Below are 24,830 nucleotides of genomic sequence, written 5' to 3' on the forward strand. Positions count from 1 at the left end.
GTCGCGATTGGTCGGCCCGGACGAAAAAACGTTCGCCGGCGCCCGTGGCGGGGCTGCGACGTCGGTCAGGCCGAGACGGGCGGGGCGCGTTCGACCTCGTACTCGTCGCCGTCGGTGGCGATGATGGCCCACTCGTAGGCGGGGTCCGCTCGGGTCAGGCGGCGCTCGAGTTCGGTTACTCGATCCGGATCGGCGACGAAGCACCGGTACTCGTCGGCGGATCCGACGGTATCGATGGTGTCGAGTGTCGTACTGACGTGGACGACCTTCCAGTCGCGTTCGGCCCGAAACGTCGGTCCGTCACCCTCGACGGTGTATCCGAGGTCGTCGAAAATCGATCGTGCCTGATCGACGAGTCGCTTGTTAACAGGACCCATTCCGCGTGGACCTACGACCCGGCGTATCATAAATTTTTGCACGGATCGACTCCGCGAACGAGAGTGCGACGCCGTCCGGCGGTTTCGAGGGATATGACGGACGTGCGGCGACGGTGCCGTTTTCGCTCGCTTATTCGTGTGCGGCGTCCCACTCGGTGGGTTTTCGAAGATTTCCACACCGGTTACACTGGATTCGCCCCATCGAATCCATCGCCACGTCCGTTCCCTCGCAGTTGGCGCAAAACCAGCCGTAGCGCTCGTCCCCTCGGGCCGATTCGTAGACGACGAAGAACGGCGCCTCCGAGCCCCGGTCGCCCTCGGAGGCGGCGACGTAGACGGTCTCGCCCTCCGCGGTCGAAATCGCTTCCATACGCGAGGCGAACGCGTCCACGGCTAAATGCGTACCTCCTCGCGGCCGCCGCTCGCCCCTGTGGTCACCCGAGCGAACGGAACGTACTGAAAGCTTTACCAACGACCGCCCCGTTCCGAGCGGTAATGACACTGATCGTGGCCCCGGTTCGGTTTCCGCTCGATCGACGATCGTCGGCCACACTTGAACGCGCGATCGACCTCGCCGCGGAACGCGACGGCGACCTGACCGTCCTGCACGTCAACCTGTATCAGAATAGCCGCTCGATCACTCGCAGTCAACTCAAACGGGCCGTCGAGCGGAAGTTCGGCAAGCTGGAGAACGCCCGGTACGTCGTCAGGACCGGGTTCTTGGTCGAGGAAAGCATCCTCGACGAGGTCGCCGCCGAGGACGCGGACGCCGTCGTCATCGGCCGTCAACAGGCCAGCGCCTGGCGCCGCATCTATCACCGCCTCGTCGACAACCCGAACATCGACGAGTACCTGCGGACCCACCTCGATTGCGAGATCGTCACTGCGGACGTCTCCGGATAGCGGCTCCCGAATGACGCGGGTCGGATCGTCGCCCTACTTCGGCCGTCACGGCCGAATACAGGGGTTCCTGCACTGCTATGCGGTCGTTCGTCCCGGCCGTCGAGGCCGATCACTCCGGATCGACGTCGCTCTGGTCACCGCGCGGTCACTCTCGCGGGCGCTCGTCTGCGAACTCGTCCGGAGCTGGGTCGAGCCCGTCCGAACCGGTGCCCGGATCGTCGAAGACGAGGTGGCGGTGCGGGTAGGCGAACTCGACGGGTTCGTCCTCGTAGCGCGTGCGAATGGCGCGCAGCACGGCCGAGCGATCTTTCGTCATCTTGTACGGCCGGCTGACCCAGAACCGCACCACCAGCCGGATGCCGTCGTCGGCGAACTCGCGGACGTCACACCGCGGCGCGGCGTCGTACCGCGCGCTTCCGATGCGGACGGCGGGACCGCCGGAGATGACCGTCTCGACCGATCTGGCCGCCCGCTTTGCCGCCGTAATCGCGGTCTCGAGGTCGCTCCCGTAGGTGATGACGAACTCGACGTCGATGCGGGTGCGCTCGTCCTCGGCCGAGTAGTTGATCACGTCACGGTCGTGAATTTCCGAGTTCGGAATCACAAGGAAGGTGTTCTCCAGCGTGAAGACCTTGGTGTACCGGATCGTGATGTCCTCGACGAAGCCGACGTGACCCGCGTCTGCGACCTCGATCATGTCGCCGATCTCGTAGGGTTGGTCGGTGAGGATGAACAGGCCGTTGATCAGACTGCCGATCAGCGGCGCGAGGACGACGGCCACGACCGCCGAGATGACACCGACGGAGAGGAGGATTTCGACATCGCCGACGCCGAGAATCCCGGCGACGACGATCGCCGTGAACAGCAACACCGAGAATCGGATCGTTCGCAGCACCGACCGTGTGACGCTCGGGCGTTCGATCCGTCGGGCGATGGTCCGACCGGCGAGCCGGACGACGACTTTGGAGGCGTACCAGCCGACGACCAGCACCAGCAGCGCGATCACGAGGCGAACCGGGTACGACCCTTCGTTGCCCTGGACTGCCCCGATGACCCTGCCGATCGTGGCCTCGTACACGTCCTCGGGAACGAACCCTCGCATGGGCGGACGTCTCGCCCTCGCTGGATAAGCGTTCTGTCCGCGCGCAACGTCACCCCTGCTAACTACACGGGCATTCAGCTGATTCGCGCGCCGTCATCCCAGGACGCTGGCACGGTGACGAGCGGGCGAATGGAGGTCCACACTGGCCCGCCCCGACGATCCAGTCCCGCCAGGTTTCCCATCGTGGTCCCTGTTGGCCCGTCCGAACGGTCGCTGTAGATGAAGGGTTGCGACGGAACAAAGAGGATCCACGCCCATACGTCCACTCGCGCAGGACGGCCGCACGTGACGGGCGCCCGGCCCGGTCGGCCGACGCTGCTCGGTTCGACCTGGTGGGTCGTAGCGGTGACGCTCGAACCCGCAGCATCGACGGGCTGACCCCGGGCACACGGTGAGAAGCGATGGGCACGTCGCAGCGGCAGGTACCGTCGACCTCGAACCCCACTCCCTCAGATTCACATGGTGCCGGATCGATCGAACGTTCGCGTCGGAATCATCGGCCTGGGAAACATCGGCCAGTACCACGCCGAGCGATTGCTCGACCACGGCGTCACCCTCGTCGGCGGCGTCGACATCGCCGAATCCGCTCGCGACCGGTTCGAGCGACGGTACGGCGTCGAGGCGATGGATCAGTGCGACTCGTTACTCGATCGCGTCGACGCCGTCGTCGTGACGACGCCGAACGAGTATCACGAGCCCTACGCCGTCGCGGCGCTCGAGCAGGACGTCCACGTCCTCATCGAGAAGCCCCTCGCCGACTCCCTCGAGAGTGCCGAGCGGATCGCCCGCGCGGCGGCCGACTCGTCGGCGATCTGCATGGTCGGGTTCAACAACCGGTTTTCCAACACCATCCAGTACCTCAAACACCGGATCGCGAGTGGCGACTTCGGCCAACTCTCGCACGTCGAGGCCAACTACGTGCGCAGGCGCGGCGTCCCCGGTCGCGGCACCTGGTTCACCCACCGCAAGAGTGCCGGCGGTGGCGCCGTGATCGACCTCGGCGTCCACGCCATCGACCTGGCGCTGTACCTGCTCGACTTTCCGTCGCTCACCGAGATCAGCGGCGTCACCCGCTCGGAGTTCGGCCGCCGGGAGGATTACGTCTACCTCGAAATGTGGGGTCGCGACGCCGGTCCGAGCACGTTCGACGTCGAGGACTCCGCGAGCGCGTTCGTCCGGACCGTCGACGATCAAACCGTCTCGCTCGAGATCGCCTGGGCGACGAACCGTCCGCCCACCCACGAGTTCGTCGTCCACGGCACCGACGCCGCGGCCCGGTTCGACCTGCTCGACGCGGATCTCACCATCCACACGGCCACAACCGGTGGCACCAACGCGTTCGAAGACACGAGCGTCCGAACGCGGGACGTCGACACCCACCAGGAAGAACAGGCCGCGTTCCTCGATTCGATCGCCGCGGGGTCCGACGACGCCTCGAACGTCGACGAAGCGCTGACGGTCCAACGGGTCGTCGACGCCATCTATCGATCGAGCGCGTCGGGCAGCGCGGTCGCCGTCGACGAACGAGACGAGTCCGATCGGTGATTTCACGGACAGTCGCGTCTGCGGGTGATCGGACGCCGGCGTCGGTGGGACCTTTATCGGCGTTGATGTGGTCGTGAGAGGCATGAAGCTCGGCGTCCACACCCCGCCGTTGTACGACCGTTCGTTCGAAGAGGCCCTGTCATTTCTGTCGGATCGCGGCGTCGACGCCGTCGAACCGGGCGTCGGTGGGTATCCGGGCGATACGCACCTCGATCGCGAAACCTATCTCGACGCGCCCGAGGCCCAGGCGGATCTCCGACGACTCCTCGACGACCACGAGATGGAGATCAGCGCCCTCGCGTCGCACGACAATCCGCTCCATCCGGACGACGAGCGCGCCGATCGGGCGCGGACGGCCCTCTCCGAAGCGATCCGGCTCGCAGACCAGCTCGACGTCTCGGCCGTCACCTGCTTTTCGGGCTTGCCCGCCGGGGGGCCCAACGACGAGGTGCCAAACTGGGTGACCGCACCGTGGCCCGAGGAGCACGCGGACGCGCTGGACTACCAGTGGAACCTGGCGACGGACGTCTGGGCGGACCTCGCGGCGCACGCGGCCGACCACGGCGTCGACGTCGCGATCGAGATGCACCCCAACATGCTCGTCCACGAACCCCACGGCCTGCTGCGCCTCCGCGAGGCGACGAACGATCGCGTCGGGGCGAACCTCGACCCGTCGCACTTCTACTGGCAGGGCATCTCGATCACGGACGCGATCCGCCTGCTCGGCGAGCGCGACGCGATCCACCACGTGCACGCCAAGGACACGCGGATCTACGACGCCGAGGCGCGAACCCGCGGCGTCCTCGACGGCCGCCCCTACGCCGACCCGGCGGATCGCTCCTGGGCGTTTCGAACCGTCGGCTACGGACACGGCGCGCGCCACTGGAAGGACGTCGTCTCGACGCTCCGGATGGTCGGCTACGACGGCGCGGTCAGCATCGAGCACGAGGACGCGCTCGCGAGCCCGACCGAGGGCCTCGAAGCGGCCATCGAATTCCTCCGACCGATCGTGTTCGAGGAGACGCCGGGCGACGCCTACTGGGCGTAGGCGCCAGTGACGGACCCAGCGTATCAGAACGGGTGACGGTCACGCCGCCGAGTAACAACCGCTAACCGTTGGACCGGTGAAGCGCGGACATGGCCCTCGACGTCGGCATGCTCGGTTATCGATTCATGGGCCGAGCTCACGCGAACGCACTGGCGCGACTCCCGATGTTCGTCCCGGACGCCCCGGCGGTCGACCGCGCGGTCGTGGTCGGTCGCGACGAAGCGGCGCTCGCCGAAGCGGCTCCGGAACTGGGCTTCGATCGCTGGTCGACGGACTGGCGCGATGCGGTCGAGGCGGTCGACGTCTTCTACAACCTCGGCCCGAACTTCCTCCACGCCGAGCCGTCGATCGCCGCGCTCGAGGCCGACACCGCCGTCCTCTGCGAGAAACCGCTCGCTCACACCCTCGAGGCGGCCGAGGCGATGGCCGACGCCGCGGCGTCCGCGTCGGTCCCGGCGTGGTGTGCGTTCAACTACCGGTTCGTCCCGGCGATCCGGTACGCGCACCGCCTGCTCTCGAACGGCGAACTCGGCGAGATCAGGGAGGTTCGGGCCCGTTACCTCCAGGATTGGCTGGTCGATCCCACCGAGCCGTGGTCGTGGCGCCTGGACGAGGAGCTGGCCGGTACCGGGGTCCTCGGCGACCTCGGGTCGCACCTGATCGACCTCGTCCGGTTTCTCGTGGGCGACGCGGGCGGCGCGGGTCCGATCGAGCGCGCCAGCGGACAGTTGCGAACCTTCGTCGAGGAACGCCCGGTCGAGGGCGGCGACGAACGACGGCCGGTCACGGTCGACGACGCCTGCACCGCCCAGCTGGCCTTCGAGGGCGGCGCGATGGGAACCCTGGAAGCGTCCCGGACGTCACCCGGGCACAAGAACGACCTCTCGCTCTCGATTCACGGCACCGAGGGAAGCCTGCGGTTCTCCCTCGAACGGCTGAACGAACTCGAACTGAAGCGCGCTGACGACCGGGGGTACGAGACGATCCTCGTCACGGACGAGGACGACCCGTACCTCGAGCACTGGTGGCCGCCCGGCCACGTGCTGGGCTGGGAGCACACGTTCGTCCACGAGAACGCCGCGTTCCTCGCGGCCGTCGAGACCGGCGAACCCGCCGATCCGAGTTTCGCGGACGGCCGCGCGGTCCAGCGCGCGATCGCGGCGATCGTCGAGAGCGACGAGCGAGGCGAGTGGGTGACGTTGGAGCGAGGCGATTAGGTGGCGGTCGAGCGAGGTGATTAGGTGGCGGGGAGAGAGGCGAGTGGCGATAGACGGAGGGCAGCCGCTCGCGTGCCGCGGTGAGTTTTTGTCGCTCGCCGCCCCATCCGGAGGGTATGAAGGTCATCAAGGACAGCGTCCACGACCACATCGCGGTCGAGGGCGTCGCGCGGGCGCTGCTCGACACCCCGGCCTTGCAGCGCCTGCGCCGGATCTCCCAGCTGGGGACGGTCTCGCTCGTCTATCCCTCGGCCAACCACACGCGGTTCGAACACAGCCTCGGCGTCTATCACGTCGCCTGCGAGGCGCTCGACCAGCTCGGCATCGAAGGGATCCAGGCCGACCGGATCACGGCCGCCGCGTTAGTGCACGACGTCGGCCACGGTCCCTACAGCCACAACCTCGAGGACCTCATCCACCGGGAGACCGGCCGGTACCACGACGACGTCGAGGCGCTGCTCGAGAGCGGCGAGATCGGCGACGTCCTGCGCGAACACGACCTCGATCCGTCGCGGATCGCCTCGCTCGTGGCCGGCGAAGGGCGCTACGGGCAACTCGTCTCCGGGGAACTGGACGTCGACCGGATGGATTACCTGGTGCGCGACGCCCACCACACTGGCGTCCCGTACGGAACGATCGACTACGGCCGATTGATACGCGAACTCACGTTCGTCGATGGCGAACTCGTCCTCGGGGCGGGCAACGTCCAGACCGCGGAGAGTCTGCTCGTCGCTCGCGCGCTCATGAATCCCACCGTCTACAGCCACAGTGCGGCCCGCATCAGCAAGGCGATGCTCCGCCGGGCGGCGGCCTCGATGCTCGAGGCCGGCGCGACGGACGGCGAGACGCTGTCGCGGATGGACGACCACGAGCTGCTCGTCTCGCTCCGATCGTGCGAGGCGAGCGCGGCGCTGGTCCGCCGACTCGACCGGCGGCGACTGTACAAACGCGGCGTCTGGGCCGAGATCGACGACGTGCCGGGCGGCATCATCGAGGCCGATCACGGGACGATCCGGCGCTTCGAGGGCGAGATCGCCGATCGAGCGGAGGTCCCGCCGGAACACGTCATCCTGGACGTCCCCGACCGGCCCTCCATGACCGAATCGACGACCCGGGTGATGGTCAACGGGGAGATCCGCCAGCTGGGCCACCAGTCGCCGCTGGTCGACGCGCTCCGGTCCGCCCAGTACGCCCAGTGGCGACTGGGCGTCTACTGCCCGGCCGCGGAACGCGAACGCGTGGGTCACGCGGCGCTGAACGTCCTGGGGCTCGACGTCGACGGCCCGCTGATCAGCGACGTCCGCGACGGGCTGTACACGACGCTCGACCAGTTCGGCGGCTGATCGGTGTCGGCAGACCGGCGTGATCGCCGACCGTTCCCGTCCGCTTCGGCGGCTATCGGCCCCGGCTTCCCGCCCGGCGCGTGACGAACCGTTTTAGGCCGCAGCGGCGCAAGGCTGGGTATGGACCTTGCCGGAACGATCCTTCGCGGACCGGAGTTCGAACCGGTCGAGGGTCGCCTGCGCGTCGTCAACGGCGTCATCCAGGAGATCGTCCCCGACGACGTCGACTCGGAGCGCATCGTCGCGCCGGCGTTCGTCAACGCCCACACGCACCTGGGCGACTCCATCGCGAAGGAGGCGGGGCGCGGACTCTCGCTCGAGGAACTGGTCGCACCGCCTGACGGGCTCAAACACCGACTCCTCCGGGAGGCGAGCGACGACGAGTTGATCGAGGGGATGCGGCGATCGCTCTCGTTCGCGCTCCGGAGCGGCACGGCGGCCTGTCTCGACTTCCGCGAGGGAGGCGTCGCCGGCGTCGAACAGCTGACCAGGGCGAGCGACGGACTGGCGATCGACGCCTACGCTTTCGCCCGCGACTCGATCGACGCGATGCGCGCGGGCGACGGCTTCGGCGCGAGCGGCGCCAACGACGACGACTTCGTCGAGGAACGAACCGCCACGCGCGAGGCGAGCAAGCCGTTCGGCATCCACGCGGGCGAACCCGATTCGAGCGACGTCGATCCGGCGCTCGACCTCGAACCCGACTACCTCGTCCACGTCGTCCACCCCGAACCGCGCCACCTCGACCGCATCGCTGAGACGGACGTTCCGATCGTCTGCTGTCCGCGCTCGAACCTGGTGACCGGGGTCGGCCTGGCTCCCTTCGAGGAGCTCCACGAACGGACCACGCTCGCGCTCGGCACGGACAACGTGATGTTGAATTCGCCGTCGATGTTCCGCGAGATGGCGGTCGTCTCCAAGTACAGCTCGCTCGACGCGCCGACGGTCCTGCGCATGGCGACGCGTAACGGTGCGAGACTCGTCGGTCGCGACGACGGCCTGCTCGAACCCGGCCGACCCGCCAATTGCCTCGTCCTCGACGCCTCGACGGACAACCTCGTCGGCGTCCGCGACCCCGTCCGGGCCGTCGTCCGTCGGGCCGGGACGGCCGACGTCGACGAGGTCATCGTCGACGGCGACGCCGTGCTCGGTTCGAGCGCGGACTGAGCGACGCCGACCGAGAGCAAGCGCCGCTTTTCGTGTGGATGCGGCGTACGTCGGTCGAACCGACGATAGCGTTATTACGCTGGCCCTGCGTATGGTATCGTATAACACATGTACGACCGCGTTCTCGTTCCGACGGACGGCTCGCACGCCGTCGAGCGCGCCGTCGACCACGCCATCGACCTCGCGTCGAGACACGACGCGGTCATACGCGCCGTCTACGTCGTCAACGCCACCAATTACGGCGGTCTGCCGATGGAGACGGCGTGGGACGGCATCGGGAACGCGCTGCACGAGGAGGGCCAGGCCGCCGTCGATCGCGTGGTCGAACTCGTCGAGGAGTCCGGCGCCGACGTCGAGGTCGAGACCGTCGTCCTCGAAGGGTCGCCGGCGAGAGCGATCGTGGAACACGCCCGGTCGAGCAACTGCGACCTCATCGTGATGGGAACCCACGGCCGCGGCGGCATCAACCGCCTCCTCCTCGGCAGCGTGGCGGAACGCGTCGTCCGGGCTTCGCCGATCCCGGTCATGACGGTCCGGGTCGGCGAGTCGCCCCCCGAGGACGCACCCGCCGACGACGCGAGCGCCGAAGCCGCCGACGACTCCGGCGTCGAACCCGCTGTCGGCGTCGAGTGAGCCGGTCACCGGGGTCAGGGGCGAACGAGACGGGACCGTTGGATCGATCACGCATCTTCGCATTCGGGCAGCCGTCAGTCCACACGAGGTGAGCCTCGCTTGTTCTTCGCGATCGGTCCGCGACGGTCGACCGGCGACCGACTCAGGCCGGTCGCAGGTGTTCGCAGTCGCCGGCCGTGACCGTGACGCGGTCGCCGTCGTCCGTCTCGACGACGAGCGCGCCGAAGGACGTGACGTCGACCGCCGTTCCGACGACGTCCCCGCCGGAGCGCGTGATGCGCACGCGCCGCCCGAGCGTCAGCGCGTGATCGCGCCAGTCGTCGATCGTCTCCCCGAGCGCCTGCCGACGCTCGTCGAACCGTTCGAGGAGCGTCTGGAGGAACAGTCGCCGGTCGACGGGGTCCGCTTCGCGCGCGACGCTCGTCGCGCCGTCGGGGAGCGACGCCGCGTCGACGTTGGCGTTGACGCCGATCCCGCAGGCGAGCCACTCGATGCGATCCGTTTCGCCCTCCATCTCCGTGAGGATCCCGGCGAGTTTGCGGTAGCCGCGGTCGGTGTCGGCCGGGACGACGACGTCGTTCGGCCACTTGATCCGGGCGTCGACGCCGGCCTCGCGGGCCGTTCGGGTCACCGCCACGGCGGCCGCGAGCGTGTACAGCGGCGCCTTCGCCGGTGGAATCGCGGGTCGCTGCAGGATCGTCGTCCAGATTCCGCCGTCGGGCGAGTTCCACTCGCGATCGAGTCGACCCCGGCCGACGGTCTGGCGGACCGCGACCACGGCGACGTCGCGCCCGTCGGACGCGGCGCCCTCGGCCGCCAGTTCGCGCGCCCGCCGGTTGGTGCTGTCGAGCTCCTCGTGAAAGTCGATCGAGAACGGCGCTTCGAGTCCGTACTCGATCAGCGGCCCGGAGTACCCCGATGCGTCGGCGAGGACGTAGCCCGCATCGGCGGCCTCGATCTCGAAGCCCGCCTCCCGAAGCGCCTCGACGTGTTTCCAGACGGCCGCCCGCGAGATGCCGATCGTCTCGGCCAGGTCGGGACCGGATACCGGGCCGTCCGCCAGCGCGTCCAGGACGGCGCGTCGCGTGTCGTTCATGATCGTGGGCGGTCGGTCACTCCTCGCGGAGCGCTTCGAGGCGCTCGCGACCGGGGGCGATCAACTCGTCGAGCGAGGCGGCGAGCGTCGACTTCGCGTCCGCGGGGTGAAGGTCGCCGCTCTCCAGGTCGCTCGCGAGCGCTTCGTAGGACTCGTAGGTGACGTCGCCGCCGTACTCGTCGGGGCGCTCGACGGTGACGGACTCGAAGCGCGGGAAGACGTGGTACTCGAAGAGTTCGAGGACGGGGTTCTCGAGGTCGCCCTCCGGATCGCGCGTCGGCGGGCAGAACGCGCTATTGATCTTCTCTCGAAGGTCCTCGGCCGAGTCCGCCATCGAGATGGTGGTGCCCTCGGAGGAGGACATCTTCCCCTCGCCGGTCTCGAGGTCCGCGATGATCGGCGTGTGGATCGCCGGGCGGACGTCGTAGTCCAGTTCCGGGAGTCCCTCGCGGGCGAGCATGTGGACCTTCCGCTGGTCGAGGCCGCCGACCGCCAGGTCCAGGTCGAGGTACTCGATGTCGAGCGCCTGCATCAGCGGGTAGACGACGTGGCTCACTTTCGCCGCCTCGCCCGACTTGATCTCGGCCATCGCGCGCCGGGCGCGATTGAGCGTCGTCGAGAGTTCGAGCTCGTGCAGATCGAGGGTGTACTCGTCGTCGAACTGGTAGTCCGACCCGTAGACGAACTCCGTCCGCTCCTCGTCGAGGCCGTAGGCGAGGAACTGCGCGCGCATCCGCTCGGCCGTCTCGCGGATCTCCTCGAACGTCCCCTTCCCGTTGAGGTAGGCGTGGACGTCGGCCAGCAGGACAACGACCTCCATCCCCGCCTCCTGGCAGTCGATGAGCTTGTTCGCCGTCAGCAGGTGCCCGATGTGGAGCACCCCCGAGGGCTCGTAGCCGACGTAGACCCGCTTGCCCTCGGGATCGTCGGCCAGTTCGCGCACCTCGTCCTCGGTGACCACCTCGTCGGCGTTGCGGGTGATCAACTCGTATGCGTCCATGCGTGTGGGGTGTCGGCGGACCGATTTATGCCTTCGTTTCCGCGTCGCACCCGTCGGCGGGAGCGCACCCGTACCGCCGTTCCCATCAGTCAAACGAAACGTTTCATGGCCACCTTTTTAGCCGCCGCTCCGCGCATGGCCCGCATGGACGAGTCGGACCTGGTCTCCCGGACGGCCGACGTCCTCGCGGTCGACCCCGACGCGTATCAGGCGCGCGTCGACGAGGAGGCGGAGGCGTTGAAGGCGGACCTGTCGGAAGGCGTCTTCGACAACCCGCAGGCCATCGTCGGCCTCGAGTACGAGTTCTACGCGGTGAACGCCGACGACGCGTCGCTGGTGCGCGTGCCCAGGCGACTGCTCGAACTCATCGGCTTCGAGAAGGAGCTCGGGCTCCACAACGCGGAGATGACCACCAGTCCGCAACCGCTCTCGGGCCACGGCCTCCAGGCGCAGGCCTCCGAAGTCAGGGCGCGCCTCGAGACCGCCCAGACGGTGACGAACGCCGAGGGGATGCGCCTCGTCTCGGACTCGATGTGGACGATTCCGCCGGAGGGCGAACGGGCGCGCGACTACCTCACCCAGAGCGTCGCTCGGACCGTCGAAGTCGACGGCGAGGAGCGAACCCTCCGGATCGCGGCGAACATGAGCGACGCAGCGCGCTATCACGCGATGGCGAACACGGAGCGGGCGAGCGCGGCGGGAATGCGAATCGAGGCGCCACACGTCACGATCGAGGCCGACACGGTGATGCCCGAGAGCCTGATCACCTCGATCCAGCCCCACTACCAGGTGCCCCACGCTCCGGACCTGCCGGCGTACTTCAACTACGCGCTGCGGATCGCCGGCCCGCTGCTCGCGCTGGGCGCGAACTCGCCGTTCTTCCCGCCGGACAGCTACGACGCGGGAACGACCGTCGAGGACGTCCTCGCGGACGGCTGGATGGAACACCGCATCTCAGTCTTCGAGACCGTCCTGAACGCCGACACGGAAGGGCCCGGCAAGGTTCGCTTCCCGCGCGATCTCACCGGGACCGGCGAGGCCGTCGATCGCATCGCCGCCGACGACGCCGTCGTGCCAACGCCCGTCGAGAAACTCGGTCGGTACGACGATCGGTTCGCTCACCTTCGGCGCACCCACGGCACGTACTGGCGCTGGGTGCGGCCGGTCTTCGACGGCGCGTCGCGCTCGGCGGCCAACGCCCGCATCGAGTTCCGCCCGATCCCCGCGCAGCCGACGGTCGCGGATTCGATCGCGTTCCAGGCGGTCTTCGCCGGCCTCATGGAGAGTCTCACCCGACTCGAACACCCGGTGGCCGATCTCGACTGGGAACTCGCCCGCGAGAACTTCTACGACGCGATGCGGAACGGCCTCGACGCGGACCTCTTCTGGATCACCAACGACGGGCAGGAGACGACCGACCGCGAGCGCCTGTACGAGGACCTCCTCGCCCACGCGATGGACGGGCTGACCGGCCGCGGGCTCTCTGGCGCGACGGCCTCGGCGTACGTCGATCCGCTCCGCAAGCGGGTCGAACGCGGGGTCACGCCCGCCGCCTGGAAACGAGACCGCGTCCGTGAGCGTCAGGCCGCGGGCGACCCCCTGCAGGACGCGATTACGGCGATGCAACGCGCGTACGTCGACCGACAGACGGAGACGCTACTCGAGGGGACCTTCGTCGACTGGCTCGAGTGATCGGCGGATCTCCGGTGACCGACCGATTTCGGCGACTCGGACCCGATGATCGGCGAATGTCCGGCCAGCCGAACCCGGACGGCGCTTCGATACCGCGGTTTCCCGTTCGTTTCGACCGCGTGGCCGCAACACCTTAATCGGTGCCGGGGCATTTTCACGGTATGGTAACGTTCCTCTCCGGCGGGACGGGCACGCCGAAACTGCTGGACGGGGCGACGGCGGCGTTCACCCCCGACGAGACGACTGTGGTGGTGAACACGGGGGACGACGTCGAACTCGGGGGCCTGTTCGTCTCGCCGGACGTCGACACGCTACTCTTTCAGGGCGGCGGCGTGCTCGATCGGGAGACGTGGTGGGGGATCGACGGCGACACCCACCGGACGCACGAGGCGCTCTCGGAACTCGCGAGGGCCGCGGGCCGATCGAACGACCCGAATTTCTTGCCCCCCGAGCGACAAACGAGCGGGCGCGAGCTCGCCAGGTGGCGGCGGTTCTCGGGCGCGGGAGAGTTCATGACGATCGGCGACCGCGACCGGGCGCTGCACCTCCTGCGGACGAGCCTTCTCGACGAGGGCAAGACGCTGTCGGAGGCCACGGCGATCGTCGCTCGGGCCTTCGGGATCTCGATCGACATCCTGCCGATGAGCGACGACCCCGTCGCGACGCTGATCCACACCGACGAGGGCCTGCAACACTTTCAGGAGTTCTGGGTGGCTCGCGACGGCGAACCCGCGATCGAGACCGTCGAGTACCGCGGCTCGGCCGACGCGGAGCCGGCGCCGGGCGTGCTGGACGCCCTCGAGGACGTCGTCGTCATCGGCCCGTCGAACCCGGTCACGAGCATCGGCCCGATGCTCTCGCTCGCCGGGATCGGCGACGCGCTGGCGGAGACGACGGTCGTCGCCGTCTCGCCGTTCCTCGGTGACGAGGCGTTTTCCGGCCCGGCGGCGAAGCTGATGGCGGCCGTCGGCGCTCCGGCCAGCACCGCCGGCCTCGGCGCCGTCTACCCCTTCGCCGACGCGTTCGTCGTCGACGAGCGGGACGAATCGACCCTCGACCGGCCCACCGTCGAGACGGACATTCGGATCGACGGTCCGTCGGACGCGGAGCGGGTCGTCGAAGCGGTCGCCCGGGCGATCGATCGGGTCGAATGACCGACGTGCCCTTCGAACCGCGCCTCGCGCTCGCCAGCCTCAGCGGCGCGGCCGACGCCGCCTGGGCTCGCGCCGGCGCGGGCGAGGCCGGCGCGGCGTTCCTGGGCGGCGTCGCCCTCGACGAGCCCTCGCGGGCGGCGGCGCGCGACCTCGTGGCCCGCGGTCGATCCGAGTTCCTGCCGGACGATCCGTTCGCGTTCGTCGCGGCCGAACTCGACGCGCTCTCCTCCGTCCCGATCAGACCCGGGGTCAACGTTCGCGCGACGACCCCGGACCCGATCGAACGCGTCGCGTCGATCTGTGCCGACCGAAACGCACTTCTCGAGATCAACGCCCACTGCCGCCAGGACGAACTCTGCGCGGTCGGCTGCGGGGAATCCCTCCTCCGTGACACCGAGCGCCTCGTCGAGTACGTCGACCGCGGCGCGGCAGCCGGGGCGGAGACCGGGGTGAAGGTCCGTGCGGAAGTCGGTGATGTCGACCTGGTCGAGACCGTGCGAGCGATCGAAGCGGTCGGCGCGTCGTTCGTTCACGTCGACGCGATGGATACGGAATCGTGCATCGCCTCGATCGCGGCAGCGACGGACCTGGTCGTGATCGCGAACAACGGCGTCCGCGACGCCGCCACGGTCCGGGAGTACGTCGGATACGGGGCCGACGCGGTCAGTATCGGCCGACCGAGCGACGACCCGCGGGTCAGAGAACGCGTGGCCCGGGCCGTGGTGCAGGCTTTCGGCGAAGCGACGGGCACTCCGGTCGAACCGAGCGGACGGACTGGACAATAGCTAAGGCGCACCCCCGACGAGTGGGCGTATGTTCGAGCGTCTCGACCGGGCTCGGGAGGGCGCGGACGGCGGCTTCGGGCCGGTCGATCGAGCCCAGCTCGCGTTGCTGCTCGAGGTGGCTGGGACGCCGAAACCGGGGAACGTCGATCGCTCCCGCGATCTCGCCGAGCTCCGGTTCGAGCACTTTCTCGCGGGTGCCGTCGGAGTCAGGGCGGGCCTCGACCGGGCCGCCGCGGGCGAACCGATCGGGACGTCGTTCGAGCGGGCGGTCGCGGGGATGACTCGGTTCGCCGGACGAAACACCCAGTTCGGGTCGCTGCTGTTGCTCGTCCCGCTCGTTTCGGCGGCGCGAGGCGGACTGGACCGGTCGAGCGTCGAACGCGCAGTCTCGGAGACGACGGTCGACGACGCCGCCGCGTTTTACCGGGCGTTCGAGCACGTGTCGGTCGCCGTCGACGAGCCGCCGGCGGACGCCGCCGCCCTCGACGCTCGCCGGGGTGCCGACGCGATTCCCGCGGTTCGGGACCGCGGGCTCGACCTGCGATCGGTGCTGGAACTGGGAGTCCCCGGAGACGACGTCGCCCGCGAGTGGGTGACCGGGTTCGAACGGTCGTACGACGCGGCGCGGCGGCTCTCGGTCGCCGACGGTCCGCTGCAGGATCGCGTCGCGTCCGTCTTCCTGGAGTTACTGGCCGAGCGGCCGGATACCCTCGTTTCGATCCGCCACGGCGAGTCGGTCGCCGCCGAGGTCCGCAAACGGGCGCGCGACCTCGTCGAACGGGGCGCGTTCGAGCGGGATCGCGACGCGGTCGAGACGTTCGCGACCGAGCTCGTCGAGCGAGGGATCAACCCCGGAACCACGGCGGATCTGACCGCCGCCGGACTGTTCATCCGCCTGGAGGGCGGACCCGTAGATCGATGAGTGGACCGAACGTCGATCCGACACCGATCGAACGATGAACGGAGCTGACGGCGACCCGATCGAATACGCCTCGTTCGACCCGAAGACCGGGGCGAACGGGGGCGACGGTGCGGACGAATGGCGTTCGGCGGCGACGAGAGCCGCCGACGCGGCTGCAGCGTCGACCGGGGACGGCTGGCCGCTGTCGCTCTCCGGCGTCACCGAATCGCTCGTCACCACTCGCGGCCCGAACGGCCGGTGGAACCTCGCCCCGCTGGGATTGTTCGCCGACTCGTCGGACTCCGGGACCTCGACCGAGACCGTGGACTCGGTCGTGACCGCGAAAACGTGGGGGCGAACGCGAACGAGGCGGAACTTCGAGCGCGAGGGGACGGGCTGGGTCCAGTTTTCGACCGACCCGGTCGCCTTCGTCGACGCGGCCCTCTCGATCGTCGAACTCGACGAGCCGGTCCTCGTCGACGCGGCCGCCTGGGTTCGGGTCGACGTCGAACGCGTCGAATCGGGCGACGAAGACGGCACCGAGTGGGTTCGCTGGCGGCTGCGGCCGACCGCGGGCGCGGTTCGACGCACCCGCGTCCCGCGATTCGCCCGCGCGCCGATAGCCGTCGTCGAGGCGAGCGTTGCCGCGTCCCGACTCGACGCGCCGGGATACGACGCGGCTCGCGGCCGCGCAGTTATCGCCCGAGCGGGCGAGACCGTGCGACGGACCGGCGACGAACGAACCGTTCGAGCCTTCGATCGACTGCTCGAACACGCGGGCCTGGACGACCCGTCGGCCGACGGTGGCGACCGCTGAACCGGCCGTAGCGGCCAATCTACCGGTCGACGGCCCCGTCGATTCGTGACCGGCCCGCCCGACGAAAAGCGGTGTCTATTAAGGGCCGCAGGTTTCACTGACACGCATGGCCATCAAACCCGCCTACGTCAAGAAGACGGCGGCGCTCCTGCTGGAGCGCTACCCGCAGGCGTTCACCGACGACTTCGAGCAGAACAAAGAAAGTGTGAGCGAACTTACGAATATCGAGTCGAAGGGCGTCCGCAACCGCGTCGCCGGCTACGTCACCCGAAAACAGCGATCGTCGCAGGCGGCCTGAACCCGCAGCCAGGGTCGCCCCACCCTCGGTTCGGAACGCCGTTCGACGAGCGTGGCGTTCGCGAAGCGCCGACGTTTGACCGAGCGGAACGCTCTCGACGGTCACCGTTCGTATCGACGGCCGCTGACAGATTCGAACTCGATACCGTCAAACCGCGGGCGCGTCAGTGCTCCGGCTCCGGGTTCCAGGAGAAGTCCAGCACGACGGCCAGTGTGAACACGATCACACCGACGACGACCGCGGCGAAGCTCCGCAGCACGGGCTCGAGCGGATCGTACGGGTCCGACGGGACCAACTGATTCCAGATGTCCGCGTAGACGCCGAGGATTTCGTAGGCGCCGTAGAGGACGAGGACGACGCCGACCACGAGCAGGAGGCGGTTGACGATCGCTCCGTCGACCAGCGTTTCGCGTACCGGATCGGTGAGTTTCTCGAACATGGGTATGTGGATGCCCCGACTCGGGCTGGTGAGCGGCCCAGCGACCGAATCGGGGTCGTTGGCCGAAAATTCGGCTGACGGCGCTTAATAGCTTCTATTCGGCACACGGTCGGCGTCGGATGGCGCGTCGCAGTCGCGACGCCGCCCGGTTCCGCGAGCGCGGCAGTCGCGATCGCACCGTGCGGGGTCTATATTTGTGTGCACCCAAACTGTTTTCCTCGGTCGTAGCCGAGACGACGACGATGACTGTCACCGTCGGAGTCCTCGGCGCCACCGGCGCGGTCGGACAGCGATTGGTCGAACACCTCGATCCGCACCCGCAGTTCGAGATCGCGGCCCTGACAGCGAGCGAATCGAGCGCGGGGTCGACGTATCGGGCGGCGGCGAAGTGGCGAACGGGGACGCCGATCCCGGAGGACGTCGCGGAGATGACCGTCACGCGAACCGCGCCGTCGGCCGTTCCCGACGACGTCGACCTCCTCTTCTCGTCGCTGCCCTCCGCCGTCGGCGCCGAGGTCGAACCCGCCTTCTGCGAGGCCGGCTACGTCGTCTCCTCGAACTCGTCGAACGAGCGGATGGCCCCGGACGTGCCGCTGGTCGTCCCCGAGGTCAACGCCGAGCACCTCGACCTCTTGGAAGTCCAGCGCGACGAACGCGGGTGGGACGGCGCGCTGGTGAAAAATCCGAACTGCTCGACGATCACCTTCGTCCCGACGCTGGCCGCGCTCTCGGACCTGGACCTCGAACGCGTCCACGTCGCGACGCTCCAGGCCGTCTCCGGCGCGGGCTACGACGGCGTCACGTCGATGGAGATCCTCGACAACGCCGTCCCCCACATCGGCGGGGAGGAGGAAAAACTCGAGACGGAGTCGCGAAAACTGCTGGGCACGTTCGACGGCGCCGAGATCGTCGAAGACTCCGTCGAGGTCGCCGCGTCGTGCAACCGGATCCCGACGCTCGACGGTCACCTCGAGAACGTCTGGATCGAGAGCGCCGAGCCGGTGTCGATCGAGGAGGTGACGACGAAGATGACCGAGTACCCGTCCCTCCCGCTTCACTCCTCGCCGGATCAGCTCATCACCGTCTTCGACGAGCCCGACCGTCCGCAGCCCCGCCTCGATCGGGGACGCGGCGACGGGATGTCCATCTCCGTCGGCGGCTTCAAGGAGTCTCCATTCGGGGTGCAGTACAACTGCCTGGCGCACAATACGATCCGCGGCGCCGCAGGCGCGAGCCTCCTCAACGGCGAACTCCTCCTCGACCGCGGCTACCTCTAGCTGCAGCCGCGCGTAGACCGATCCGCTTCCGGGATTCGGTTTCGACCGGCTCGGGGCTGTCGATCGGATTACGATAGCCGGAGTGACCCATCTGTGACGGTGTTGACCGCCTGAATCGAACCGCTTAATCGGCGTGGCGATCCATGCTCCGCGCATGGACGTAACGGTACTCGGAGCCGGTACGATGGGACGCGGTATCGCCCAGGTGTCCGCGCAGGCGGGCCACGAGGTGGTCGTCCGCGATCTCGACCCCGACCTCGTCGAGGCGGGGCTCGACGGAATCGAATCGACGTTGCAGGAGGGCGTCGATCGCGAGAAGGTTACGCCGACGGCGCGCGACGAGACGATGGCGCGGCTGTCCGGGACGACGGACCTCGAGGACGCTGTCACCGGCGCGGATCTCGTGATCGAGGCGGTGCCGGAGGACCTCGAACTCAAGCAACAGACGTTCGAGCGCGTCGAACCGGTCGTGTCGGCCGAAACGATCATCGCTTCGAACACCTCGTCGCTCTCGCTGTCGGCCATCGCCAGCGTCCTCGATCAGCCCGAGCGCGCGATCGGGCTGCACTTCTTCAATCCGGTCCATCTCATGTCGCTGGTCGAGATCGTCGTCCCGCAACAGGCGAGCGGGGAGACGGTCGACGTCGCGGAGACGTTCGTCGAGGGTATCGAAAAGGAGCCGATCACGGTCAGGGACGCCGCCGGATTCGCGTCGTCGCGCCTCGGCGTAGCGCTCGGCGTCGAAGCGATCCGGATGCTCGAGACCGGGGTTGCGGGACCGCGGGATCTCGACCGCGCGATGACGCTGGGGTACAATCACCCGATGGGGCCGATCGAACTCACCGACGTCGTCGGGCTCGACGTGCGACTCGACATCCTCGAACACCTCCGCTCGGAGCTGGGCGAGCGATTTCGGCCGCCGCAACTGCTCCGCCAGCGGGTTCGGGCCGGCGCGCTCGGGAAGAAGTCCGGCGAGGGATTCTACGTCTGGGAGGACGGCGAGATCGTCGGCGTGAGCGACGCTGTCGCCGCCCAGTGCGGAGGTGAGAACGGTGTCTGAGTCCGAGGCCGACGTGCTGGAGCGAGCCTACGAGACCATCGGCGTCGCGATCGGCGAGCACGCCGACTTCGTCGCGACGGTGACGATCGACCGACCGGAGGCGCGCAACGCGCTGAACGCGACCGTTCGCGAGGAACTCGTCGACGCGCTGACCGCCCTCGAAGCCGACGAGCGCGCGCGGGTCGTCGTCCTCACCGGCTCCGACGAGGCCAAGGCGTTCGTCGCCGGCGCCGACGTCGCCGAACTGCGCGAGCGAACGCTCGTCGAACAGCGCGAAAAGAGCAAACGGCCGCGGGTCTACGAGACGGTCGACGAACTCGACCTCCCCGTGCTCGCCCGGATCAACGGTCACGCCCTCGGCGGCGGGTGCGAACTGGCGGTCGCCTGCGACGTCCGCATCGCCGACGAGCGTGCCAAACTCGGCCAGCCGGAGATCACCCTCGGGTTGATCCCGGGCGGCGGGGCCACCCAGCGGCTCCCGAGGCTGATCGGCGAAGGCCACGCGATGCGACTCATCTGCTCCGGCGAACTCGTCGACGCAGACGAGGCGGGGCGGATCGGCCTGGTGGAGGACGTCTGTGCGCCCGATGAACTCGACGACGCCGTCTACGACCTCGCCGGGTCGATGGCGGAGAACAGTCCGCTGGCGCTCCAGTACGCGACGCAGGCGGTCAGAGCGAGCGCGCGCCAGCCGCTGGAGGCGGGTCTCGAGTACGAGAAATCCCTCTTCGTGCAACTGTTCGCGACCGAGGACAAGAACGAGGGTATCGACGCGTTCTTCGAGGATCGCGACCCCGAGTGGTCCGGACGGTAGGTTCTGCATCCGTGAGCTCGAATCGGGTGGGAGACGGTACGCCCGATATCGACGGGAATGGTGGGCCCGAACGAATCGGAATCGTGGCCCGAAGGAATAGTGGCCCGAACCGGGACGCGTCCTCGAGGAGCCCGTTCGGACCGAAGTTACGTGAGAGTCGAGTCCGCAGAGGCGATCGGACGAACGGCGGTGGCTCAATCCGCCGAGATGGGCGTCGCGCTGCCGGTCTGGCTCGCGGTCCCGGAGGCGTCGTCGGACGCCGTCTCCGGACCGTTGACGAACATGGCGTGGCCGATGAAGACGGCGGCCACCATCGCCCCCAGCGGCACGGCGACTGACGTGGGCAAACCGACGATGCTGAGCAGCGCGGCGGTTCCGAGCAGTGACGTCGGGATCAGCGTCAGGACGATGTCGTAATAGTGAGCCATAGCTAGTGCAAACAACGGGAAACAGGTATATAAAGATTCGGCATAATGGGGTCGTACTCGATACGATCCACATGGCTATCCACGAGGGATTGTACCCATAACTTATCTGGACTCGATGGATGAGTTCGGTGCGCCTGTCCACCGGGCGTTGGACGAATACGGTCGGCGCTACCGTGGTACGGGCACATCGGATCGGAGGATCGCACGTCAGACGTCGAGACGATGCCCGCTATCGAGTCATGAGCGATACCCATCCCGAGTGTCCCCGGAAGTCGTCGGTTCACCGCGGACTCCAGTTTCGTTCCGGCGTCGATCACGGGGTCGTCGCCCCAACGCGGTGACGGTAGGCGCGAACCAGGACGTCGCCGGCGTGCACGCCGACGAGGATGATGGCGCCGAACCCGGTGAAGACCGCGGTGAACTCCCACGGAACGCCGCCAGGGAGCGGTGGCGACCCGCGCAGCAGGAATCCGACGTTCGCGGCCGCGAACCAGCAGACGACGAGCAACCGGAGTCGATCGACGGCACCGGCGGGCGGGTTCGGATAGAGACCGCCGAGGACCGATATCGTGAGCCAGCCGAGGAGGAACGGCGCGACGGTCTCTCCGGTCCTGAGCAGGTTGCCGAACGGATCGCCCCCGTGTGTTTGTTGGCCGACAACCACGAGCCCGACGATCGCGATACAATCGAGGAGGAGGACGGGTCCCCATCGCGCGACGGATCCGGCCGACGTCCGAGTACCCATACTCGGATCCACCGGGCGCCCACGTATAGATTTCTCGAACCGATCCCGCTCGACCGTCTCGTCGTCCCGCTCGAGCGGCGGTGCTATCGACGGCGACGTGATTCCGTCGCCCGATCGATTCCCACCCGGCGGGGGCGATCAATCATACGGAGAGCAGAACTAATATATCAGTAACCCGTAGAAGTCGACAGATGGGAGTGGCCGACGATCGGCAACCGGGGTGTGATGGGTGCGATCGGACCGTCGCCGTCGAGAATCTCCGGACCGTCTCGATGCCGGACGGCAGCTCGCTCGCCTGCTGCCCCCAGTGTGAACCACACGCCCGGTCCGCCGCGAAGAAACTCGCCGAACTCGAGACGAATCGCGACCAGTGTGACGGCTGTACCGATACGTTCCCGACGACCTCGCTCGACGACGTGGTACTCACCGACGGGACCGTCGTGACCCTCTGTCAGTCGTGTCGTCGTGACGCGCCCGGCTCCTCGGGCACCGACGACTCGGCGGAACCGGCCGAGACGACCGAGATCGCCCGCCGGAAGAATCTCTGTAGCCAGTGTCACGAGTGGCACTCGGCGGAACTCTACCGCGTGACGCTGATCCACGACCGGACCGAGACGCTCTGTGAATCGTGCAAGCGCGCGGCGGAACGGGAGGGAATCGTCGTCGACGTACAGATGCGAAAGACGGAAGCGAGAGACATTCTCGACGTGGAGGAAGGTGCGAGCGAACGCGAAATTCGACGCGCGTTTCTCGGACGGATCAAGCAGGCCCACCCCGATCGCTCGACCGGCAGTACGGACGCCTTCCGCCTCGTCAAAGCGGCTTACGATCGACTCTCCGACTGATTCGTTCCCACAACGTTCGTCGGGCTCTCCCCGCCCGGCTCTGCCCGGCGAACGAATCCGATCGTCGCTGGATCGAAGTAATAAGACGTCTCGCAGACGTCACAGTCCGTCTCGAGCAGCTGACCGTGCGTGTGCAGCTTCCACAGTTTCGTCTGCCCGATCTCGAGTTCGAGCGTGACCGGGTGCCCGCAGTCCGCGAGCGTACACGGGAACCGGATGTACCAGTTCGGCACCGAGAGCGCACCGATGGGCGCGAGTTCGGAGCGGAGCCGACAGAGGAGATTGAAGATCGTCACCGACGGATTCTCGCGATCGATCGAGACGCCTTCGACGCCGTCGATGAACCCGCCCACCGTCGCTTCGGTATCGTACATCGGTAGGACCGGAATGCCCTTCGCGATCGCGTACCCCACCTCTTGATTGATCCACTGACTACGGACCGCATCGTCCGTCAGAACCGCGACGACGATGTCCGAATTCGCCAGCCGACCTTCGAGCCGATCGCGACTGCGACCGGATTCGATCTCCTCGAGCGCGAGGTGGACGCCGAACGGGAAATTCTTGACCGTCGAGAAGAGCTCCTGGACCAGTTCGAGGTCCGTCGGATCGTGCGAGACGAACACCTGTTCACCGGACATCGTCAGTTACCCTAGCAAGCGCACTGACCGTTATTAATGTATCTACCTCGGTGTAGATAGTTTAGTTTGCGTTCGCTACGCTAATTATCTATAGTTTCATCAGGGCATTCGTCCGTTGGAGGTAACATTCTCGGGATCATCACGCCAATTCTGTTCAGTTCCGATCGGAGGAACGGGGTAACACCTTAGATTGACGATACGAGGTCGTCGAGCGCGGCTCCGGGATCGGACGCTTTCGCGACGCCGCTTGCGAGCAATACGCCATCCGCGCCGAGCGCTCGTGCCGCGTCGACGTCGGCGCCCGTCGAGATGCCGGCGCCGCAGAGGACCGAGACCGATTCGTCGACGCGAGCCGCCGCGGCCACGGCGTCTTCGACGACGTCGGGGTCCCCCTGACTGACGGGCGTCCCGGTCCCGATGAGCTCGGGCGGTTCGACGGCGACGGCGTCGGGCCCGAGCGCGCACGCGGCGGCGACTTGGTCCGGGTTGTTCGCACAGACGATCGTCTCCAGCCCCGCCTCGCGACTCGCCGCGACGGCGCCGTCGATCGAGGCGAGCGTGAGTCGCCGTTCGGAGTGGTTGAGTAGCGTCCCGGTCGCACCGGCGTCGGCCGCGTTCTCGGCCAGCGTGTGGCCGGTGTTGCTGCCCGGGTCGACGGCGTCGACGTGCTGGGCCCAGGTTTCGACCCCCGTCTCCGCAACCGCGCGGAGGTGCGTCGTCGGCGGTGCGATCGCGAGTCTGGCGTCGGTACCGCGCCCGACCGACGCGGCCGCCTCGGCGACCGCGACCGGATCGCACGGGTAGGTCTTACAGTTGACGAGAACGAACATACAGAAGGTGCCCCCGGCGGCTGCAAAAAGATTCCGAGACTACGCGGCGGATCGGTTCCGATAGTGGTCCGGCCCGCGAGACGAGTGCGGGGTCAATCCTTCCGCTTGACGACGTCGCCGAGCGTGTAGCTGCCCGTCGAGGAACCGCCCTCCCAGTCGGCCTCGGCGTCCGCGCCGGCGCCACCGGTCAGGCTGATATCGAGGAACCGTTCGAGTTTCGACTGCACGCTGTCGCTCGGGAGCGTCTCGCCGCGTTCGAGCTTCCTGATGAGACTCGCCTTCTCGTTTAACTCGTTGGCGAGGTCGGACTGGCTGAGCTCCGCGTCCTCGCGCGCCCGCCGGATCCGATCGTCGTAATCGGAGACGAGTTCGTCCATCTCGTCGAACATGTCCGATCGGGACGACCCGCCTCCGGACCGCCCGCCGGCCGAGCTGGCCGTCGACGCCGACCCGTCGCCGCCCCCGGAGTCGCTCGACCCGGTCGAGTACTTCGTGGACGTGCTCGACGTCGAGCTCGCCGTCTGCACCTCCGTTCCGAAGTCGGTACAGTCGGCGCAGACGTCGAGTTTCGCACCCTCGACCTTGATCTTCTTCGGGGCCGTCGTCTCGGCGCCACACATCTCACACTGAACCATACGTGTGGGTATTGCGTCACGCCAGATAAAGCATACGCCCC

General features: G+C 67.9%; 28 protein-coding genes. 17 read left to right on the forward strand and 11 right to left on the reverse strand.

Annotated features, from left to right (window positions below; all coding sequences use genetic code 11):
- Positions 1-65: 65 nt before the first annotated feature.
- Positions 66-377, reverse strand: coding sequence for a DUF7116 family protein (locus MXA07_RS10565; protein ID WP_247728568.1), 312 nt, complete (start codon positions 375-377; stop codon positions 66-68).
- Between the two features lie 130 nt (positions 378-507).
- Positions 508-747 (reverse strand): DUF5816 domain-containing protein, encoded by a 240-nt coding sequence (locus MXA07_RS10570; RefSeq protein WP_247728569.1) that lies wholly within the window; start codon positions 745-747, stop codon positions 508-510.
- A gap of 125 nt (positions 748-872) precedes the next feature.
- Between MXA07_RS10570 and MXA07_RS10575 the strand changes: the two genes are divergently transcribed.
- Complete coding sequence (locus MXA07_RS10575) at positions 873-1,280, forward strand: universal stress protein (RefSeq protein WP_247728570.1); 408 nt, start codon at positions 873-875, stop codon at positions 1,278-1,280.
- A gap of 145 nt (positions 1,281-1,425) precedes the next feature.
- On the opposite strand, the gene MXA07_RS10580 is transcribed toward MXA07_RS10575, so the two are convergent.
- Entirely contained in the window at positions 1,426-2,382 is a 957-nt protein-coding gene (locus MXA07_RS10580; RefSeq protein WP_247728571.1) for a mechanosensitive ion channel family protein, read from the reverse strand.
- Positions 2,383-2,841: 459 nt separating this feature from the next.
- Here MXA07_RS10580 and MXA07_RS10585 point away from each other — a divergent pair, with 459 nt between their 5' ends.
- The 6 genes from MXA07_RS10585 (at position 2,842) to MXA07_RS10610 (ending at position 9,335) form a co-directional block, all read left to right on the forward strand.
- Entirely contained in the window at positions 2,842-3,927 is a 1,086-nt protein-coding gene (locus tag MXA07_RS10585) for a Gfo/Idh/MocA family protein (protein WP_247728572.1), read from the forward strand.
- Between the two features lie 82 nt (positions 3,928-4,009).
- Positions 4,010-4,975, forward strand: a complete 966-nt coding sequence (locus MXA07_RS10590) for a sugar phosphate isomerase/epimerase family protein (RefSeq protein WP_247728573.1) — start codon at positions 4,010-4,012, stop codon at positions 4,973-4,975.
- Between the two features lie 89 nt (positions 4,976-5,064).
- Positions 5,065-6,192, forward strand: a complete 1,128-nt coding sequence (locus MXA07_RS10595) for a Gfo/Idh/MocA family protein (protein WP_247728574.1) — start codon at positions 5,065-5,067, stop codon at positions 6,190-6,192.
- A gap of 116 nt (positions 6,193-6,308) precedes the next feature.
- Entirely contained in the window at positions 6,309-7,535 is a 1,227-nt protein-coding gene (locus MXA07_RS10600; RefSeq protein WP_247728575.1) for an HD domain-containing protein, read from the forward strand.
- A gap of 120 nt (positions 7,536-7,655) precedes the next feature.
- A complete protein-coding gene (locus tag MXA07_RS10605; RefSeq protein WP_247728576.1) occupies positions 7,656-8,702 on the forward strand; it encodes an amidohydrolase family protein in 1,047 nt (348 codons plus the stop codon).
- Positions 8,703-8,810: 108 nt separating this feature from the next.
- Positions 8,811-9,335 (forward strand): universal stress protein, encoded by a 525-nt coding sequence (locus MXA07_RS10610; RefSeq protein ID WP_247728577.1) that lies wholly within the window; start codon positions 8,811-8,813, stop codon positions 9,333-9,335.
- A 142-nt stretch (positions 9,336-9,477) separates the two neighbouring features.
- Here the strand turns inward: MXA07_RS10610 and MXA07_RS10615 are convergent, their stop codons facing one another.
- Complete coding sequence (locus tag MXA07_RS10615; RefSeq protein WP_247728578.1) at positions 9,478-10,431, reverse strand: biotin--[acetyl-CoA-carboxylase] ligase; 954 nt, start codon at positions 10,429-10,431, stop codon at positions 9,478-9,480.
- A gap of 16 nt (positions 10,432-10,447) precedes the next feature.
- Positions 10,448-11,431 carry a tyrosine--tRNA ligase gene (locus tag MXA07_RS10620; RefSeq protein ID WP_247728579.1) on the reverse strand — a complete coding sequence of 328 codons (984 nt, stop codon included), beginning with the start codon at positions 11,429-11,431 and terminating at the stop codon, positions 10,448-10,450.
- Positions 11,432-11,575: 144 nt separating this feature from the next.
- On the opposite strand from MXA07_RS10620, the gene MXA07_RS10625 reads away from it, so the two are divergent.
- The 6 genes from MXA07_RS10625 to MXA07_RS10650 all read left to right on the forward strand — a co-directional run bounded on the left by MXA07_RS10625 (position 11,576) and on the right by MXA07_RS10650 (position 17,078).
- Positions 11,576-13,123 carry a glutamate-cysteine ligase family protein gene (locus MXA07_RS10625; protein WP_247728580.1) on the forward strand — a complete coding sequence of 516 codons (1,548 nt, stop codon included), beginning with the start codon at positions 11,576-11,578 and terminating at the stop codon, positions 13,121-13,123.
- Between the two features lie 161 nt (positions 13,124-13,284).
- A complete protein-coding gene (cofD, locus tag MXA07_RS10630; RefSeq protein ID WP_247728581.1) occupies positions 13,285-14,277 on the forward strand; it encodes a 2-phospho-L-lactate transferase in 993 nt (330 codons plus the stop codon).
- Positions 14,274-15,062, forward strand: coding sequence for a beta/alpha barrel domain-containing protein (locus MXA07_RS10635; RefSeq protein WP_247728582.1), 789 nt, complete (start codon positions 14,274-14,276; stop codon positions 15,060-15,062). Before cofD ends, MXA07_RS10635 begins: the two co-directional genes overlap by 4 nt.
- Before the next feature lie 28 nt (positions 15,063-15,090).
- Positions 15,091-15,984, forward strand: a complete 894-nt coding sequence (locus tag MXA07_RS10640) for a triphosphoribosyl-dephospho-CoA synthase (RefSeq protein ID WP_247728583.1) — start codon at positions 15,091-15,093, stop codon at positions 15,982-15,984.
- A 34-nt stretch (positions 15,985-16,018) separates the two neighbouring features.
- Entirely contained in the window at positions 16,019-16,780 is a 762-nt protein-coding gene (locus tag MXA07_RS10645) for a DUF447 domain-containing protein (protein ID WP_247728584.1), read from the forward strand.
- A 106-nt stretch (positions 16,781-16,886) separates the two neighbouring features.
- Entirely contained in the window at positions 16,887-17,078 is a 192-nt protein-coding gene (locus MXA07_RS10650) for a 30S ribosomal protein S17e (RefSeq protein ID WP_247728585.1), read from the forward strand.
- 163 nt (positions 17,079-17,241) lie between these two features.
- On the opposite strand, the gene MXA07_RS10655 is transcribed toward MXA07_RS10650, so the two are convergent.
- Positions 17,242-17,517, reverse strand: a complete 276-nt coding sequence (locus tag MXA07_RS10655) for a hypothetical protein (protein ID WP_247728586.1) — start codon at positions 17,515-17,517, stop codon at positions 17,242-17,244.
- Between the two features lie 242 nt (positions 17,518-17,759).
- Here MXA07_RS10655 and asd point away from each other — a divergent pair, with 242 nt between their 5' ends.
- From asd to MXA07_RS10670, 3 genes are all read left to right on the forward strand, one after another.
- Positions 17,760-18,794: an aspartate-semialdehyde dehydrogenase gene (asd, locus tag MXA07_RS10660; protein ID WP_247728587.1), complete on the forward strand. Its 1,035-nt coding sequence runs from the start codon at positions 17,760-17,762 to the stop codon at positions 18,792-18,794.
- A 154-nt stretch (positions 18,795-18,948) separates the two neighbouring features.
- The gene (locus MXA07_RS10665) at positions 18,949-19,854 is read left to right on the forward strand and encodes a 3-hydroxyacyl-CoA dehydrogenase family protein (RefSeq protein WP_247728588.1); all 906 of its coding nucleotides are present in this window, start codon (positions 18,949-18,951) and stop codon (positions 19,852-19,854) included.
- Positions 19,847-20,668, forward strand: a complete 822-nt coding sequence (locus tag MXA07_RS10670) for an enoyl-CoA hydratase/isomerase family protein (RefSeq protein WP_247728589.1) — start codon at positions 19,847-19,849, stop codon at positions 20,666-20,668. The genes MXA07_RS10665 and MXA07_RS10670 overlap by 8 nt, the downstream gene beginning before the upstream one ends.
- A gap of 194 nt (positions 20,669-20,862) precedes the next feature.
- On the opposite strand, the gene MXA07_RS10675 is transcribed toward MXA07_RS10670, so the two are convergent.
- Entirely contained in the window at positions 20,863-21,096 is a 234-nt protein-coding gene (locus tag MXA07_RS10675) for a DUF8015 family protein (protein WP_247728590.1), read from the reverse strand.
- 313 nt (positions 21,097-21,409) lie between these two features.
- Positions 21,410-21,841 (reverse strand): DUF3054 domain-containing protein, encoded by a 432-nt coding sequence (locus tag MXA07_RS10680; RefSeq protein ID WP_247728591.1) that lies wholly within the window; start codon positions 21,839-21,841, stop codon positions 21,410-21,412.
- A 191-nt stretch (positions 21,842-22,032) separates the two neighbouring features.
- On the opposite strand from MXA07_RS10680, the gene MXA07_RS10685 reads away from it, so the two are divergent.
- Positions 22,033-22,686: a J domain-containing protein gene (locus MXA07_RS10685; RefSeq protein ID WP_247728592.1), complete on the forward strand. Its 654-nt coding sequence runs from the start codon at positions 22,033-22,035 to the stop codon at positions 22,684-22,686.
- On the opposite strand, the gene MXA07_RS10690 is transcribed toward MXA07_RS10685, so the two are convergent.
- The 3 genes from MXA07_RS10690 to MXA07_RS10700 all read right to left on the reverse strand — a co-directional run bounded on the left by MXA07_RS10690 (position 22,665) and on the right by MXA07_RS10700 (position 24,789).
- Positions 22,665-23,324: a toll/interleukin-1 receptor domain-containing protein gene (locus MXA07_RS10690; protein WP_247728593.1), complete on the reverse strand. Its 660-nt coding sequence runs from the start codon at positions 23,322-23,324 to the stop codon at positions 22,665-22,667. The two genes, MXA07_RS10685 and MXA07_RS10690, sit on opposite strands and share 22 nt — an antisense overlap.
- 185 nt (positions 23,325-23,509) lie before the next feature.
- Positions 23,510-24,154: a triose-phosphate isomerase gene (gene tpiA / locus MXA07_RS10695; RefSeq protein ID WP_247728594.1), complete on the reverse strand. Its 645-nt coding sequence runs from the start codon at positions 24,152-24,154 to the stop codon at positions 23,510-23,512.
- A 92-nt stretch (positions 24,155-24,246) separates the two neighbouring features.
- Positions 24,247-24,789, reverse strand: a complete 543-nt coding sequence (locus tag MXA07_RS10700; protein WP_247728595.1) for a multiprotein bridging factor aMBF1 — start codon at positions 24,787-24,789, stop codon at positions 24,247-24,249.
- Between the last annotated feature and the right edge of the window lie 41 nt (positions 24,790-24,830).

The sequence above is a fragment of the Halovivax limisalsi genome, assembly GCF_023093535.1.
Lineage (GTDB): Archaea > Halobacteriota > Halobacteria > Halobacteriales > Natrialbaceae > Halovivax > Halovivax limisalsi.